Genomic DNA, 16,887 nt, shown 5'->3' with positions numbered 1-16,887 from the left:
CCGCCCGGGGTCGGCCCGCGGGCCGACCCGGCCCGGTCAGGCGGGCGGTGCCTGGCGGTCGCGTACGCGGCCGGTGTCCCAGGCCCACGCGGCGATCTCGACGCGATTGCGGACGCCCAGCTTGTCCTTGATGTTGGCCAGGTGGGTCTTCACCGTGCCCAGGGAGAGGTACAGCTCGTCGCAGATCTCCTGGTTGGTGCGGCCCACCGCGAGCAGGCGTACGACGTCCATTTCCCGCTCGGAGAGCGGATGCGGGGTGGCTGGTGCGGGCTGCTGTCCGGCGAGGTGCTTGAGGAGGCGGACGGTGACGGCGGGGGAGACCAGGGCGTCGCCGCGGGCGGCGGATCGTACGGCCTCGATCAGAAAGGTGGATCCGGCGTCCTTCAACAAGAAGCCGCAGGCGCCGTTGCGCAGGGCGGTGTAGGCGTAGTCGTCCTGGTCGAAGGTGGTCACGACGACGACGCGCATCGGGTCGCTGACGCCCGGCCCGGCAAGGGCGCGGGTGACCTCCAGGCCGTCCAGCTTGGGCATGCGGATGTCGACGAGGCAGACGTCGGGGCGCAGTCGGCGGGCGAGTTCGACGCATTCGGCGCCGTCGGCGGCCTCGCCGATGACCTGCAGGTCGGGCTGGGTGCCCAGGATCAGCCGGAAGCCGGTGCGGACCATTTCCTGGTCGTCCGCGATCAGCACTCGTGTGCGGGTCGCGCCCGCCCCGTTCGTAGCGTCGGAGCCGTTCATGCGGGTGATCCCTCCACAGCCGGCAGGACCGGGAAGGCGGCGCTCACGCTCCAGCCGCCGTCCGCTGTCCGGCCGCTGGTGAGGGTGCCTTCCACGGCTTCGACGCGTTCGCGCAGGCCCACCAGGCCGAAACCGCCCCGGCCGCCTGTCGGGGCGGTGGCGCGGGCCGTCGGTGCCGTGTTGCGCACCTCCACCCGCAGCCGGTCGCGGTCGCCCTGCCGGTCGAGGTCGAGGCGGACGGCCACGTCGGCGCCGGGGCGTGGCGGCGTACGTTCGTCAGCGCCTCCTGCACCACGCGGTGGACGGAGGTCTCCACCTCCGGGGCCAGCCGGACCCCGCGCACCGCGTCCTCGACGTCCAGTCGCGCGTCGGTGCCGTGTCCGGCGAACGCGCCGACCAGGCGGTCCAGCTCGGTCAGCAGCTCGCCCGGGCGCGCGGCCTCGTGGTCCTCCTCGCGCAGCACCCGCACCAGGCGGCGCATGGAGTCCAGGGTCTCGCCGCCGGCCCGGGAGATGCCCTCCAGCAGGGGCTTGACCTGCTCCGGCGAGGTCTCCTGGATCATCAGCGCGGCGTTGGCGTGAACGATGATGCCGGTGACGTGGTGGGCGACGAAGTCGTGCAGGTCGCGGGCGAGTTCGAGGCGTTCGTTGTGGCGTACGGCGTCCATGGCCCGGGCCCGGCGGGCGTCCAGCAGACGCAGGTAGCAGGCCAGGCCGACGGCCCCGCCGACGGCGAGGGTCAGGAGGAAGGAGTATCCGGATTGGTCATGCTCCGTGCCCCCGCGCAGCGGCAGGGCGATCACCGCGACAGCCAGCGCCGCCGACAGCGCCACGGCGGTGGCCGGCCGTTGCACCCGCCGTGCGGTCCGGGTGAGCAGCATGAGCAGGGCGACCGTCTCCAGCAGGCCCCACGTGCCGCTGGAAAGCGGGGCATACGCCAACAGGCCCACGGTCAGGGCCAGAGAGCCCAGCGCGGCGGCGCCGGCCCGCCATTCGGGACCCGGCCGGCGGGCGGGGAAGAGCAGCGTGGCGGCGGCGAGCGGGCCGTAGACAAGGGGCAGCCAGCTCGACCACCGGTGCTGCGGGTCGTAGTAGGCCACCATGTCGAGCAGCCACGTCAGGGCGAGGCCCCCGCAGAGCGAGACCGTGATGGCGTGCCGGACGGCCGGGGAGAGCGGAGTATCGGGTTCCACGCCGAAAGGGTACGGACGGACGGCCGACGTACGGGTCGGCCTGCAGGCCGATGCCGGGTGCCCCGTACCGGCCCGGCGGCCGAGGACGCGCGGGGTGCTGCGGCGGGATCGTCGACGGCATGCAGATCCTCACCGTTCTCGACTTCGCCCTGGCGGTGCTCGCCGGGCTGCGCTTCGTCCTGTGGGCCCTCGTCACCGTGGACGTGGCCCGATGACCTCGTACCGTACGACGACCGCCTCCCCGGTCCTGGCTGGCATCGGTCTGACCAAGTCCTACGGCCTGACCCGGGCCCTGGCCGGTGTCGACGTGTCCGTCTCGGCGGGCGAGTCGCTGGCGGTCATGGGACCGTCCGGGTCGGGCAAGTCCACCTTGCTGCACTGCCTGGCCGGCATCGAACGGCCCGACGAGGGCCAGGTGCTGCTGGCCGGGGATCCCCGTCGAGGGCGATCACGGTGGACGCTCCGGCGGGGAGGGCGAGCGGCACGGTCACGCGGGAGTGTTCCCTCCGGTACCGGCCGAGCGGCGTGGTCTGCCCGGTCCAAGCGTCGAGCATGTACGGCTGTCCTCCGCCCTCCAGTGAGATCTCCGCCGAGACGGGGGCGGACGTGGGGTTGTGGACGTAGTAGAAGTCCCTGCCGGACCGGGTCCGTCGCACGGTGAGCAGGCCCGTGCCTGCGGTCTCGGCAGAGGCCCGCACACCGAGCTCCTTCAGCACACCGGGCAGTTCTCTGGCCACGGTGACACGGCGCACGGACGGCTGGGCCAGCAACCGCTCGACCAGGCGTGCGAGTTCGGCGTCCTGTTCAGTGGAGCGGAAGGCACCGGGAGTGCGGACCGGGGGCGTGCCGATGACGACGACGGGCAGCCCTTCGCGTGCGTGCGTCAGGAGCAGCCGGGCGGTCCGTACGGGCAGGGTGGTCTGGCGGTCGAGGACCAGCGCGCGATAGGCGGGGCCGTCGGAGGCGAGCCTGCGGCCCTTCACCCGGGTTGCGGCCAACTGGTCGGGCCCGGCGAAGTCGTAGGTGAAGTCGGCAGGGGTGTCCGGGACCTGCACGGAAGCGTCGTAGCGGTGCCGGTAGACGACGAGGTCGACCACCGGGGTGCCTTGCCGGAGGACGTGCTGCATGCGTGCCGTCCAGGCGGTGATCCCGCCCGTGTCTTCCCAAGTGGGCTGACGCGGGCCCCATGCCTCGGAGAAGCCATTGCCGCCCTGCATCGTGAACGGCGAGAACCCGGGCCAGGGCAGGTTCGCGGCCGTGCGGTCGGTGGCGAAGCCGTGGAAGACGACCTGGTTGACGCCGTGTGCGAACGCCGCGCTGAAGTGCTTCAGCATCTGGGGCCACGTCTGGGCGTAGGCGCTGCCGTACGCGGCACAGCCCTCGAAGGAGACAACGTTCCGGTCGGCGAGGTGGGCGGCGCCGACGAACATCCAACGGGAGGGGTTCGCGTATTCCGCCACGTCGCCCAGGGCTTCGGTCTCGGGTACATCGAGGGCGGCGGCGACGGTCGAGGAGTCGAACGTGGTGCCGTAGGGCTGCGCGCGCAGGCGCAGGCCCAAGGAGTGCGCCCAGGCCCTGAGCGGCCGTACGTGTTCGGTGACGTACAGATCGGTCAGGGTGCGGTAATAGTCGTCGCGGACGCGGGCGCCGCTGACGTCGGTGAACTCGAAATCGGGTGTGTCGTCGACGGTCACCGGCGTGTACTGCCGGTGGATCCTGTCGATGAACAGCACGGGCAGGTGTGTGAGCAGGGAGTAGCCGCACAGGCTGCGGAAGCGGTCGGGCAGACCTGGGGTCCAGTGCTGCGCGGAGTCCAGTTCCAGGGAGTCCTCGAACAGGTCGCCGCCGTTGGTCTTGAGGAGGCGGCGCAGTGCGGGCGTCAGGATGTGGGTGTCCCAGTACCCGGTGGCCGCGTCGGTCCCTGCCCGGCTGAAGTGGTCGACGACGTACGCTGCTTCGCCCGACACCGCCTGCCCGGTCACGGATGCCTGGCCGGTGCCGCGCTGCCAGTAGCCGATCACCAGCCAGTCCCCGCCGGACGGCGCCGTCCAGGAGAGGTTTCCGTCGCGCACGGATCCGGTGAGATCGACCAGGGACTTGCGTTCCAGGCGTACGGGCTTCGCGGTGGGGCTGCCGACGTGGCGCACCGCGTGCACGGCCACCAGCGTCTGCCGGGTCACTCCGGAGTGCGGGGCGGGTCCGGCCGGCACCGGCCCGCTGTAGGTGGCCCCACCCGAGACCTCTGTGCGGCCGTACACGATCTCCTGGGCGGCCGCGCGAGAGTCCGGCGTGACACCGGGCACCACCAGTGGCCACGCGGGGCCCAGGGTCAGATCGATGCGCACGCCGTACTTCCTGCCCGCCGCAACGGCCTGCTGGAGCCGGGAGGTGAGGGCCGGGCTGCCCCAGCCGGTCGTCCTGGGATCGGTGAAGGCGAACATGCACTGGATCTCAGCGGCACCGAAGCCCTGCTCGGCCATCGCCCGGATCTCCGGGGCGATCACTTCGGGGGCGATGTCCGCGCACGGCCACCAGTAGCGGATCTTCGGCCGGGCCTCGGCCGGCGGTGAGGCGAAGGCCCGCGCGAAGGGCGGGAGCGTGTGCGGGGACGGCGCTGCCGACGCGACGCCGGACGTCGAGGCGAGCACCGCCGGTGCCGCGGCGAGCAGCAGGGCGTCGGCGCACAGCTGCCTGCGGGACAAGGGAGACATGAGGGGCTCCTGAAGAGGAAAGGCGGCAGACACCAAGCAATGCAATCCAGGCGCCCAGCCGCAGAGTTCGCCGCCCGCCTGCGGCTACCGCCGGGGCGACGGACGTGGCAACCGTCAGTGTGGACGCCGGAAGGTGGCTGCCCGTGAGGTGGTTCCAGTCAGTGGGAGCCAATACGCCGACGAGGGACCAGGCGCGCCCCGAACGCCAGGGCATGACCACCGGTCACGAAAGTCTTTCGGAAACGCGCCCGTGACACGGCGGCACCGCGTCCCAATACTGCCCGGAAGGCAATTGCCGAACGTCGCCACGTTCGAAGGAAACGCAATGAGAAAACCACTGGCCCGGAGAGCTCTCTCGGTAGCGACAGCCATAGGTGTCGGCGTGGCATTCGCCGTCGCCTCCGCGGAGAGTGCGGCGGCCTATCAGCCGACCCCGTCGAATGTGTACGTGGCGGACAATCCCGCCGCGTGCAACAAGAATCCCTGCGTCCTCTACCCGAAGTCGGCGCAGCTTCCGAGCGGCCGGATCGTGGCGACGTTCGAGAACAGCCAGACCGACCCGGTGGGACAGACGCTCCCCGTCTACAAGAGTGACGACGACGGCACGACCTGGCAGAAGCTGGCCGACGTGAAGCCTCCGGCCGCCCTGTCCGGCGACCCGCAGTACGCCAAGTACACGAGCAACTGGACCAACGCGTACCCGTACGTGCTCCCGCAGGACGTCGGTGATCTGAAGGCCGGCACCCTGCTGCTCGCGAGCATCGTCTCGGGCGACGACTCCTACTACCGGGAGCAGAAGGCCGCCGATCCGACGTGGACACCGACCGGTGACGGCGACCGCAAGGACGTGGCGCTCGCCCTGTACGCCAGCACCGACGACGGCACCACCTGGAGCTTCGAGAACATCATCGCCGCCGGCGGCTGGCAGGGCGGCAGCGCGGGAAGCATCGGCCGGGTGTCGCAGGCCAACACCGCGGCACAGGTCGACCCGATATGGGAGCCGCACCTGCTCGCCCGCGGCGGCAAGCTCATCGCCTACTACTCCGACGAGAACGACTACCTCGGCTACGACACGAGCACCGGCGTGCCGACCCCGGACCCGGACAACGCCACGGCGCCGGACTCCGGCGGCCAGGTCCTCGTGCACCGGACGTGGGACGGCGGCAGCACGTCCTGGAGCCGGCCGGTCGTCGATGTGCCCGGCCTCACCGTGGACCGGGGCAACGGCAAGACGGAGATCGGCGGCGGACGCCCCGGCATGACGACGGTCGCGCCGACCACCGACGGCAAATGGATCATGACGTACGAGTACTGGGGCGGCGGCACCGACGTCCGCTACAGGATCGCGGACGATCCGCTGAAGTTCTACGCGGCCCCCGACCACCCGATCACCGACCTGCCCGTGCCTGCGGGCGGCCACACCCTCGCCACCGGCGGCAGCCCGGTGCTGCTGCCGATGCCGGACGGGCGGATCGTGTACAACGCCTCCGGCAGCGGCAACGTGTGGGTGAACGAGTCCGGCCGCAGCGACGGCACCTGGAAGGAGTACCGGACGACGCTGCCCGCCGGATACAGCCGCAACCTGCAGTACGTCGAGGGCACCGGTCGTGTCCTCATCCTCCAGGCATCCTGGAGCGGCAACAGCGTCGGTCCCGTGCGCTACGGCGAGGTCGACCTCGGCCACTCCGACGGCGCCTACTACACCCTGGTCAACCGCCTGACCGGCCAGGCCCTCGCCCCCGCCGCCGGCAAGACACAGGACGCGGACCTCACCGGCGACGTCCCCGACCTCGTCCTCAGAGCCCGGGACACGTCCGACGACACACAGCGCTGGCACCTCACGGACAAGGGCTCCGACGTGACCCTGCTCAACAAGGCCGGCGGCCGCGCGGCCGGCATCTGGACCGGCAGCGCGACGGCCGGACAGCGCCTCGCCCAGTGGGTCGACGACAACGCCACCGACAAGCAGTGGACCCTCGTGCCCTCCACCGACGGGTACTACAAGGTCCGGTCGGTGCGGAACACCAGCCTGTACATGACGGGCGCGACGCAGAACGGCGCCGTCACCGTGCAGGCGCCGATCGGCGACCCCGCGGCGGACGATGCGCAGGAATGGCAGCTCGTCCAGGAGCCGGCGGCCAAGAACCCCTTCACGCTGAAGGGCGCCAACTCGGGCCGCTGCCTCGACGTGCCGAACGGACAGACGGGCGTGCAGGTGCAGATCTGGGACTGCGTCGGCAACCAGAACCAGACGATCACCGCGACCAACGCGGGCGAGCTGCGTGTCCTCGGCAACTGCCTCGCCGCGGCCGGTGACGGCACCACCCCGGGCACCCAGTTGATCCTGTGGCCCTGCAACGGCAAGTCCAGCCAGAAGTGGTGGTTCCGCCTCGACGGATCCGTCGTCAACCGCTCCAACGGCCTCGCCATGGACGTCGCCGGCTGGGCGACGGCCAACGGGTCGAAGGTGCAGCTGTGGACGGCTCTCGGCAACGCCACCCAGAGGTGGAGCCGGAACTGAATCCGTGCCGCCGGGCGCCGGAGGGTTGTCCCTCCGGCGCCCGGTGCTGTTGGCTTGCGGCGGGACTCCAGGGCGAGGACGAGGGACGTGACCGTACAGGACAAGGGACAGCTGGACGCGCAGTACGGACTGCTGACGGACATCGCCCAGGAGGCGGGCGTGTCGCTCAGCACCGTCTCCAAGGTGGTGCACCGGCGCCGCGACGTCGGCGCGGCGACCCGCGCCAGGGTCGAGGAACTGCTGGCACGCTACGGGTACGTCCGCTCGTGGGAGCGCGATCACAGGACGCCACGGCAGATCATCACCGTCTTCCGGGACCTGTCGGGTCCATACACTTTGGAGGTCGTACGCGGCATCGTGGACGCGGCGGGCGAGCTCGGCGTCGACGTGGTGACCGGCACCACCGGCCGGCGTTCCATCTCGCAGTGGCTCGAGGAGAGCGTGGCGCTCGGCGCGGCCGGGCTGATCATCGTGATCTCGATGCTGGCCGAGGAAGACCAGCGGCGCATCGTCGAGCAGCGGCTGCCGGTGGTGCTGGTGGACCCGCTCAGCGCCCCGTCGCCGGAGATCCCGAGCATCGGCGTGACCAACTGGAGCGGAGCCCGGGACGCCGTGCAGCACCTGCTCGGCCTGGGTCACACCCGGATCGGCATGGTCGCGGGCCGCTCCCACTCGCTGGCGGGGGCGGCCCGCCTGCACGGGTACCGGGCCGCACTGGAGGAGGCCGGGATCGGCTACGACCCGGCGATCGTGCGCTCCACCGACTTCGACTACGACGAGGCGCTCGCCGCAACCCTGCAGATGCTGCGCACCGAGCAGCCGCCGACGGCCGTCTTCGCGGCCAGCGACGCGCAGGCGCTCGGCGTGCTGGAGGCCGCCCGGCAGCAGGGGCTGCGCGTCCCCGAGGAGCTGTCGGTGATGTCGTTCGACGACACGCTGGTGGCGGCCATGGCCTGCCCCCCGCTGAGCGCCGTGCGCCAGCCGTTCGAGGAACTGGGGCGCGAGGCGACCCGGGTGCTGCTGCAGACGGCCGAGGGCCGCCCGCCGGCCTCCCCACGCATCGAACTGGCGACGGAGCTGGTGCTGCGGACCTCGACGGCCGTGGCCCGCAGCACCTGAACGGGGGTCAGTCCCGCTCGACGCTCACCGGCACACCGTGCTGCCGTACGGCCGTCAGGTCCCGCTGCTCACCGACGAGTTCCACCTTCGCCTCGGCCGGGGTGTCCCCGCTGGACGAACCGGCGTACAGCAGGATCTCGCCCGGCTCGACGATCCGGTGGCCCTCCAGGCCGGTGAAGGCCAGGCGGTCGGTGTGGACGTCGAAGCGGACCGTCGCCTGCTCGCCGGGCTCCAACTCGACCTTGGCGAACGCCAGCAGCGCCCGCACCGGGCGGGTGACCTGGGCGACCGGGTCGGTGAAGTACAGCTGGACCGTTTCGGCGCCGGGCACCTCACCGGTGTTCCGCACCCGGACACTCACGCCGAACCGCCCGTCGGTCGACACTTGTTCGCGGTCGACGGTCAGGTGGCCGATCTCGAACGTCGTGTACGACAGCCCGTGCCCGAAGGGGAAGGCGGGCGTCGGGTCGAGGTTGGACAGCCAGCTCTGCCGGTCGCCGAGCGGCGGGTGGAGGTACGTGTACGGCTGCCCGGCGGGCGAGTTGGGGATCTGCACGGGCAGCTTGCCGCTGAAGTTCGCCGTGCCGGACAGGAGTTCGGCGACCGCCCGGCCGCCCTCCTCTCCCGGCAGGAAGACCTGCACCATGGCCGCCGCGGCCTGCGCGAACCGCCCCACGGCGTACGGCCGGCCGCTGTTGACGACGAGGACGACGGGCCTGCCGGTGGCGAGTACCGCCTCGACCAGCTCCTCCTGCACGCCCGGCAGGCGCAGGTCCTCCACGTCGCAGCCCTCGCCGGAGGTGCCGATGCCGAACATGCCCGGCCTGTCGCCGACGACCAGGACGGTCAGGTCGGCGGCGGCGCTCGCCCGGGCGGCGGCCGGGATGCCGGAGCGGTCCTCCTCGCGGATCGGGCAGCCCGCCATGAACTCCCACTCCACCCGGGGCAGTTCCGCGGCGAGCGCGGCCCGCAGCGACACCGCTTCGACGCCGTTGCCCAGGTCGTCGCGGTCGGAGAGGACGTGGTTGGGGAAGCTGTAGCAGCCGAACATAGTGCGGACGTCGTCGGCGCACGGGCCGATCAGCGCGATACGGCCGCGGGACGGCAGCGGCAGGACGCCGTTGTTGGACAGCAGGACGGCGCCCGACCGCGCCACCGCGTGGGCGAGTTCTCGGTTCTCCGGCTTGTCCAGATCAAGGGCACCCGCGCGCAGGGCGGGCGGCTCGGGGTCCCAGTCGGGGTCCAGCAGCCCGAGCGCCACCTTCTGCCGCAGCACCCGGCGCACCGCCCGGTCGACCTCGGCCTCGTCGGCCTTTCCCCCGCGCACGGCGTCGACCAGCGCCGCGCCGAAGCCGCGCTGGTCCGGCAGTTCGACGTCCAGGCCGGCCTCCAGCGCGAGCGCCCCGGCGGCGGGCAGGCCGGCCGCGACCCGGTGCGCGCTCACCAGGAACGGCAGGGACCAGTAGTCGGAGACGACGGTGCCCTCGAAACCCCACTGCTCGCGCAGCACCTCGGTCAGCAGCCAGCGGCTCGCGGCCGGGGCCTCGCCGTCGATCTCGGCGTAACTGTTCATGACGGACCCCACTCCGGCGGCCACCAGCCGCTCGAACGGCGGCAGGATCACGTCGTACAGCTCCCGGCGGCCGATGCGGGCGGGAGCGTGGTTGCGGCCGCCCATGGACACGGAGTAGCCCGCGAAGTGCTTCAGGGTGGCGTACACCCCGGCACCCTGCACACCGAGGACGTACGCCTCGCCCATCTCGCCGACCAGGTACGGGTCCTCGCCGAAGGTCTCCTCGCAGCGGCCCCAGCGGTAGTCGCGGATGACGTCGACGACGGGGGCGAGGCCCTGGTGGACCCCGGCCGAGGCCATGTCGGCGCCGATGGCCGCACCGACCCGGCGGATCAGGGCCGGGTCGAAGGTGGCCGCCATGCCGAGCGAGGTGGGGTAGATGGTGGCGCCGTAGGCGGTGAAGCCGGTCAGGCACTCGTCGTGCGCCATGGCGGGGATGCGGAACCTGCTCTGCGCCATGATCTGCCGCTGCCGCTCGGCCAGCAGCCGGGCGTGCTCCAGGGCGGGCCGGGGCACGGTGCCGTAGGGGCGGGTGAGCTGGCCGAGGCCGTGGCGGGCCGTGACGTCGAGGCCGCCGACGCGGTCGAAGAGGCTGGTGCCGGGCGCCACGTCCGGCCCCGCGGGTTCCACGTCCTCCCAGGCGCTGCCGAGCTGAGCGACCTTCTCCTGCAGGGTGAGGCGGGCCAGCAGCGCCTCGACGCGTTCGTCCGCCGGGAGGCCGGGTTCGGCCCAGGTGTCTGCCGGAGTGAGGCCGGCGGGGTCCGGGGTGGTGGTCGTCATGCACGACTCCTCGTGGGATCGCTCGGGCGGGGGAGTGTTTGAAGGGCATGCCGAGGAAGGCCGGCGCGCCCAGGGCACCGGCCGACTCCTCACATGGAATGCGTTTTTGCGGTGGAATGCGCTATTTGGAGAAACCGGCGGTCAGTCCGGCGACCAGTTGCCGCCTGGCGAGGACGAACACCACCAGCATGGGCAGGGTGGACAGGATGACCGCGGCCATGGTCGCGGGAACGTCGATGCCGAACTGGCCCCGGAACAGCGTCAGGGCGAGCGGCAGCACCGCCTTGTCCTGGCTCTGGGTGAGGATCAGCGGGAAGAGGAAGCCGTTCCACACCTGCAGGCCGTCGTACACCGCGACCGTCACGAGTGCGGGGCGGGCCATCGGTGCCGCCAGCGAGACCAGCATCCGCCAGTCGCCGGCGCCGTCCACCACCATCGCCTCGAACAGCGACCGGGGCACGTCCCGCAGGAAGCTGACCAGGATCATCACCGTGACCGGCAGCGCGAACGCCGCAGAGGGCAGCACGATCGCGGCCAGGCTGTCGTACATCTGCATGCGGATGATCAGCAGATACACCGGGATGATCACCGCCTGCAGCGGGATCGCCAGTCCCAGCAGGTACAGCCGGAACGACAGCCTCGACCAGGGATTGGCGTACCGGACGATCGAGAACGCGGCCATCAGCGCGGCGACGACCGTGACCGCGACGGTCGCCACGGTGACGACGACGCTGTTGAGCAGGTAGGTCGTGAAGTCGCCGGCGAGGACGGTCGTGTAGTTGGCCAGGGTCGGGTGGCCGGGCGGGGCGAGTGGGCTTTCGGCGGTGAAGTCGGTACGGCCGCGCAGGCTGGTCACCACCAGCCAGTACACGGGGACGACGACCAGCGCGGTCCACAGGAGCGCGGCGCCGCCGGTGACGGTGCGGCGCAGGGTCGCGACGACGGTACTCACATGCCCTCCTGCTGACTGTCCATCCGGGTGAAGCCGGACAGTCGGGTGGTCAGCAGCGACAGGCCGAGGCCGAACACCACCAGCAGCGTGGCGATCGCGCTGGCCCGGCCCATGTCGTGGGCCTGGAACCCCGTGATGTACATGGCCAGCGGCAGCACCCGCGTCGCCGTACCCGGGCCGCCCGTGCCGCCGGACAGGACGAAGATCAGGTCGAAGTAGGTCAGCGAGCCCACCAGCATCAACGTGCTCGACGTGACGAACGTGTACTTCAGCTGCGGCAGGGTGATCCGCAGGAAACGGGTCACGGGCCCGGCGCCGTCGATCGCGGCAGCCTCGTACAGCGAGAGCGGGATCTGCCGGAGCCCGGCCTGGTAGAGCAGGGCGTGGAACGGTACGAACTGCCAGCCGATCACGAAGATCACCGTGTAGAGCGCCAGGTCGGGCGAGCCGAGCAGCGGCCGCGCCAGCCAGTGCAGCCCGGGCGTGGCGCCGATGCCGAAGGACGGGTCCAGCAGGGCCTGCCAGGTCAGGCCGATCGCCACGGCGGACAGCAGCAGTGGCAGGAACCACAGCACGGCGAAGAACGCGCGCAGCCGTCCCCGGGGCGCCTGGAAGACACCGAGCGCCAGGGCCAGCGGGGTCTGGAGCAGCCAGCTGACCACCATCACCTTGAGGGTCAACCACAGCGCCTGCCAGGTGGCGCCGTCGCTCAGCACTCCCGCCCAGTTCGCGAACCCGGCCCAGCCGAGGGAGCCGAGCCCATCCCAGCGGGCGAGGCTCAGCGCCAGCACGCCGACCAGCGGGACCAGGCCGAACAGACCGAACAGGAGCAGGGCGGGCGCGGCCATCAGCAAGCCGCCGAAGCGGCGGCGACCGGGACGGGCCGTGCCCGGCCGCGCCTTGACGGGCGCGACCGGACGCGAGGTCGGGACCACTGCGGCCATTACTTCGCCGCCGCGCTCATGTTCGTACCGAACGCCTCGGGCCTGATCTGCCGCAGGAACGATTTGTCGACGTTGGTGAGCAGCGGATCGGCCTGGTCGGAGGGCAGGGCCTGGTCCCAGGAGAGCTGGAAGCTCGGCGCGTTCTGCACCAGACCGTAGACGAAGGTCAGCCACCCCTTGTCGGACGAGCTGACCGCCGCGAGCTTCGGCTCCAGGCCGTTGACCGGGGGCACGCTGCCCGCCGCGAGGTAGGCGTCGACCTGGGAGCTGTTCATGACGTAGTTCTTCAGGTAGGTGAGCGCGGCCTGCTTGTTCTTGCCGGCCGCGTTCAGCGACAGGAAGTTCGAGGGGTTGCCGACGATGTTCTTCGGGTCGCCCTTGCCGCCGGCCAGCGCCGGGAAGGCGACATAGCCCAGGTCCTTCTTCACGAAGTCCGGCGCGGCCTTGACCAGGTTGGCGTACTCCCAGGTACCCATCAGCTCCATGCCGGCCTTGTCGGTGTACAGCAGGGCCGTGGAGGCGCCCTGGTCGTAGTTCACGGAGGACGCGTTGTCGCCGAAGGCACCCGCCTTGGCGAGCTCCTGGAGGCGGGCGTTGGCCTGGGTGACCGCCGGGTCCTTCCACGCCGAGCCGTCACCGGAGGCGATCTTCTCGAACACCTCGGAGCCGCCCACGCGGTCCAGCAGGTACTCCAGGTACATCAGCGTCGGCCACTTGGAGTTCGCCGCGAGGGAGATCGGGGTGACGCCGTCGGCCTTCAGCTTCTTCACGGCCGCGAGCAGGTCGTCGTACGTCTTCGGCGGCTCGACGCCCGCGTCCTTCAGGACCTTCTTGTTGTAGAAGAGCACGACCGGGGCCAGACCGTTGGCGGGCACGCCGTAGACCTTGCCGCCGAAGGTGGCGCTCTTCAGCACGCTGGGCGTGAACCGCAGCAGGTTCACCTGGGCGTCGGTGAGGGCCTCCACCTTGTCCGCCTTCACGTAGTCGTTCAGGGCGCCGCCGCCCCAGTTGAAGAACAGATCGGGGGCCTGGTTCGCGCCGAAGGCCACGCGCAGCTTCTGCTTGTAGTCGTCGTTGGCGAACAGCCTCAGGGTGATCTTCTGGTCCGGGTGGTCCTTGTTGTAGGCGTCCACGGACTGCTTGAGGATCGTCTGGTCCGTCAGCGCCCACATCGTCAGGCCCTTCGACGACGAGCCCCCGGCCGAACCGGCCGGCCCGGACGTCCCGCACGCGGCGAGGCCCAGGGCCGCCGCCAGGGTGACCGCGGCCGCCGCCGCGCGTCGCGTTCCCGTACGTCCGAAGGTACGGGAACCGCCTGAATTTCCGAGAACCCGGAATCCGTGCATGCTCTGCCTCTCTTCTCTCGGCATGCCGTATTTCATGCGCCAGGCAGATTGGCGGCTCGCACGAAACGCTTTCGGATGCCTTCACCGCGGACGGCCTGCCTGCTGAAGCGGGACACTGGCACGGCATTCACAGCGGAGACAAGGAGGTGAAATCGCCCGGTTACGAAACTCTTTCGGAAGCCGTGGCTACACGTACCGGCTGTACCCACTCGCACGGTCGGGCTCCGTGCCTCGGAGCCGCCCCAAGGGGTGGCCCGCCGGACGTCCGCGGGCCACCCGGTGTGGTGGCGGAATCAGCTTGCGCGCTTGAACTGCTGGTTGGTGCCGGTCCCGCAGGTCCACTGGATGAGCTTGGCACCGTCGGCGGTGGAGGAGCCCTCGACGTCCAGGCACTTGCCGCTCAGCCGGGAGACGAGGCGGACGTAGCCGTCGCCCGCGTCCTGGAGCTGCCACTGCTGGTTGGTGCCGGTGGAACAGGGCCATTGGATGATCGGGTTGCCGTTGGCGGTGGAGCTGTTGGCCACGTCCATGCACTTGCCGCTGTGCCGGGCCATGAGCTGGACGTAACCGCTGCCCATGTCCTTGAACCAGAACGCCTGGTTCATGCCGCCGTTGCAGGTGTACTGGGTGAACTGGACGCCGTCGTCCAGCGACTTGCTGGGCATGTCGACGCACTTGCCGCTGTGGCGGGCGGTGATGGTCTCCCACGGGCCGCCGACACCGTCTACCTTGCCGGTGGCGGTGTCGATCGTGATCTGTGGGTACCAGTCCATGGTCATGGTGGTATCGGTGGGGAACTCAAGGGGCAGCCACACGTACTTGGAGGCGTTGACGTTCTGGCCGAAGGAGTTGCCCCAGCGGTCACCCATGTAGAGGTACTCGGCGCCCGCGGTGCCCTGGACCGGCAGGACGAACGTGGTCTGGGAGCCGTACGCGGTGGAGTCACCGACGTTCCGCAGGGCGCTCCATGTGCCGGTGATGCTGGTGGCGGTGGCGTACTTCTGCTGGTTCGGGTTCCAGCCGGTGGCGCCAGAGGTGAGCAGGAAGTAGACGCCGTTACGCTTGAACATCGCGGGGGCCTCCCGCAGTTGACCCTGCCACAGCAGCTGTACGCGGCTGTCGACGTTGAGATAGTCGGGGGTCAGGCGGTAGATGTGCAGGTCCCGGTTCTCGTTGGCGGCGGAGATCATGTAGCCGGTGCCGTCGTCGTCGACGTAGGCGGTGATGTCGCGGGACATGTAGCCCAGGGGGCGGAAGCTGCCCTGGTAGTCGTAGTCGCCGTCCACGGTGTCGGAGACGGCGACGGCGGCACGGGCCTGGGTGTAGTCGGTGGCCAGTTCCTTGTGCATCCACATAACGAACTTGCCGGTGGCCGCGTTGTATATGACCTTGGGCCGCTCGATGTTGGCGGACGCCAACTCCGGGTCGGATGCCTGGGTCAGAACGTGGCGTCTGAACTCCCAGGTCTTGAGGTCGGTCGAGCGGTAGGCCGACACATATCTGAAGGAGTTGTCCTCGTTGCGGTTCTCACCGAACCAGTAGTAGTAGGACCCGACCTTGATCACGCCGCCGCCGTGGGCGTGCACGATGGCACCGGTGGTGTCGGTGAACTGGGTTCCGTTCGGGATGCTGACGGTCGCCGCATGGGCGGTACTCGTCAGGAAGGCCTGCGGCAGGAGAGCCGCCAGCGTGGCGAGAACAAGGAGCCAGACGCGGCGCATGGGGTGGTACCTCCACTTCAGCTGCCCGGCCGCATGACGGAACCAACAATCCCCATCAGGACCGAGCAAAAGTTGGCCAAATCCAACACTGCGGCACATGAGACTCCTGGGGGGAGTGGCCTGTCAATGGGGTGAACGTGGCTGATTCGTGCGCTGCTCCGCCCCTGTGTGTGCTCCTCCGCTACGCGTCGAAGGGTCCCTCGACGTCGGTGGCGCTACCCACGGCATCGAGGTTGGTGAGTGCGTGCACGTCGACCGGCGCCGGCACGTCAACCGACGCGACCCTCCCCGAGCCGCTGTGAGCTCGGTCTCCGGGCGGCCGACCGCCTCGATGACCACGTCGGCGCCGAAGCCGCCCACAGCGACCCGGAGGAGGCGCCGGACGTCGTCCCCCGCTGGGAGCGGCACGAGCCGCAGCTGCGGCCCTCGGCTGTGTCAGTGGCCGCGCTTGATCCAGTCGTCGAGGTGTGGGGCCTCAGCCCCGATGGTGGTCGTATCTCCGTGACCCGTGTGCACCGTGGTGTTCGGCGGCAGCCACAGCAGGCGGTCACGGATGGAGCGGATGATCGTGGGGAAGTGCGAGTACGAACGTCCCGTGGCTCCGGGACCGCCCTGGAACAGGGTGTCGCCGGTGAACACCGCGGCCAGTTCCTCGGAGTACAGACAGATACCGCCCGGCGTGTGGCCGGGCGTGTGCACGACCTTGAGTTCTGTGCCCGCGACGGTGAGAAGCCGGCTGTCCGAGAGAAATCCGTCGGGGGCCCTGTCGGGATGGGTCTGCTTCCAAAGAAGCCGGTCGTCCAAGTGGAGGAGGATAGGCGCGCCGGTGCGGTCGGCGAGACCGGGTGCGGCATTGATGTGGTCGTTGTGGGCGTGTGTGCATACGATGGCCCGCAGAATACGCCCGCCGACGGCCGTGGCGATGGCGTCGGCGTCGTGTGCGGCGTCGATGACGATCACCTCGCTGTCGTCGCCGACGATCCACACGTTGTTGTCGACGTCCCAGGTGCCGCCGTCGAGGCTGAACTGCCCCGAGGTGACCAGGCGGTCGACGCGGGCGACCATCAGAGGACCACCACCGAGCGCAGGACGTCGCCGCGGTGCATGCGCTCGAAGGCCTTCTCGACGTCGTCCAGCGCGATGGTCTCCGTGACGAAGGCGTCCAGGTCCAGCCGGCCCTGGAGGTAGAGGTCGATGAGCATCGGAAAGTCGCGCGAGGGCAGGCAATCGCCATACCAGGAGGACTTCAACGCCCCGCCACGGCCGAAGACGTCCAGCAGCGGCAGTTCC

General features: G+C 70.4%; 11 protein-coding genes and 2 pseudogenes. 3 read left to right on the top strand and 10 right to left on the bottom strand.

Annotated features, from left to right (window positions below):
- Positions 1 to 36: 36 nt before the first annotated feature.
- Together ALMP_RS37445 and ALMP_RS37440 are read right to left on the bottom strand one after the other, a co-directional pair.
- Positions 37 to 738, bottom strand: coding sequence for a response regulator transcription factor (locus ALMP_RS37445; RefSeq protein WP_264936423.1), 702 nt, complete (start codon positions 736 to 738; stop codon positions 37 to 39).
- Between the two features lie 43 nt (positions 739 to 781).
- Complete coding sequence (locus ALMP_RS37440; protein WP_264936422.1) at positions 782 to 1,930, bottom strand: sensor histidine kinase; 1,149 nt, start codon at positions 1,928 to 1,930, stop codon at positions 782 to 784.
- A 211-nt stretch (positions 1,931 to 2,141) separates the two neighbouring features.
- Between ALMP_RS37440 and ALMP_RS37435 the strand changes: the two are divergent.
- Positions 2,142 to 2,363, top strand: a pseudogene (locus ALMP_RS37435) (ATP-binding cassette domain-containing protein); the annotation flags it as partial.
- Here ALMP_RS37435 and ALMP_RS37430 read toward each other — a convergent pair.
- On the bottom strand, positions 2,269 to 4,371 hold the full coding sequence (locus tag ALMP_RS37430; RefSeq protein ID WP_264936486.1) for a glycosyl hydrolase: 2,103 nt from the start codon (positions 4,369 to 4,371) through the stop codon (positions 2,269 to 2,271). The pseudogene ALMP_RS37435 and the gene ALMP_RS37430 sit on opposite strands and share 95 nt — an antisense overlap.
- A 595-nt stretch (positions 4,372 to 4,966) precedes the next feature.
- On the opposite strand from ALMP_RS37430, the gene ALMP_RS37425 reads away from it, so the two are divergent.
- Both ALMP_RS37425 and ALMP_RS37420 read left to right on the top strand, forming a co-directional pair.
- Positions 4,967 to 7,162 (top strand): RICIN domain-containing protein, encoded by a 2,196-nt coding sequence (locus ALMP_RS37425; RefSeq protein ID WP_264936421.1) that lies wholly within the window; start codon positions 4,967 to 4,969, stop codon positions 7,160 to 7,162.
- Between the two features lie 87 nt (positions 7,163 to 7,249).
- Entirely contained in the window at positions 7,250 to 8,281 is a 1,032-nt protein-coding gene (locus tag ALMP_RS37420; RefSeq protein ID WP_264936420.1) for a LacI family DNA-binding transcriptional regulator, read from the top strand.
- Positions 8,282 to 8,288: 7 nt separating this feature from the next.
- Here ALMP_RS37420 and ALMP_RS37415 read toward each other — a convergent pair whose 3' ends face one another.
- From ALMP_RS37415 to ALMP_RS37385, 7 genes and pseudogenes are all read right to left on the bottom strand, one after another.
- Positions 8,289 to 10,634 carry a glycoside hydrolase family 3 N-terminal domain-containing protein gene (locus ALMP_RS37415; RefSeq protein WP_264936419.1) on the bottom strand — a complete coding sequence of 782 codons (2,346 nt, stop codon included), beginning with the start codon at positions 10,632 to 10,634 and terminating at the stop codon, positions 8,289 to 8,291.
- A gap of 121 nt (positions 10,635 to 10,755) precedes the next feature.
- A complete protein-coding gene (locus tag ALMP_RS37410; RefSeq protein WP_264936418.1) occupies positions 10,756 to 11,586 on the bottom strand; it encodes a carbohydrate ABC transporter permease in 831 nt (276 codons plus the stop codon).
- A complete protein-coding gene (locus ALMP_RS37405) occupies positions 11,583 to 12,434 on the bottom strand; it encodes a carbohydrate ABC transporter permease (protein ID WP_264936485.1) in 852 nt (283 codons plus the stop codon). Before ALMP_RS37405 ends, ALMP_RS37410 begins: the two co-directional genes overlap by 4 nt.
- Before the next feature lie 95 nt (positions 12,435 to 12,529).
- Positions 12,530 to 13,702: an extracellular solute-binding protein gene (locus tag ALMP_RS37400; RefSeq protein WP_264936417.1), complete on the bottom strand. Its 1,173-nt coding sequence runs from the start codon at positions 13,700 to 13,702 to the stop codon at positions 12,530 to 12,532.
- A gap of 467 nt (positions 13,703 to 14,169) precedes the next feature.
- The gene (locus ALMP_RS37395) at positions 14,170 to 15,597 is read right to left on the bottom strand and encodes an RICIN domain-containing protein (RefSeq protein ID WP_264936416.1); all 1,428 of its coding nucleotides are present in this window, start codon (positions 15,595 to 15,597) and stop codon (positions 14,170 to 14,172) included.
- 435 nt (positions 15,598 to 16,032) lie between these two features.
- Entirely contained in the window at positions 16,033 to 16,662 is a 630-nt protein-coding gene (locus tag ALMP_RS37390; protein ID WP_264936415.1) for an MBL fold metallo-hydrolase, read from the bottom strand.
- A pseudogene (locus ALMP_RS37385) lies at positions 16,662 to 16,887 on the bottom strand (S-(hydroxymethyl)mycothiol dehydrogenase); the annotation flags it as partial. The pseudogene ALMP_RS37385 and the gene ALMP_RS37390, both read right to left, overlap by 1 nt.

Origin of the sequence: Streptomyces sp. A012304 (genome assembly GCF_026008495.1) — a bacterium.
Taxonomy (GTDB): Bacteria; Actinomycetota; Actinomycetes; order Streptomycetales; family Streptomycetaceae; genus Streptomyces.
This window is presented reverse-complemented; position numbering and strand designations above follow the sequence as displayed.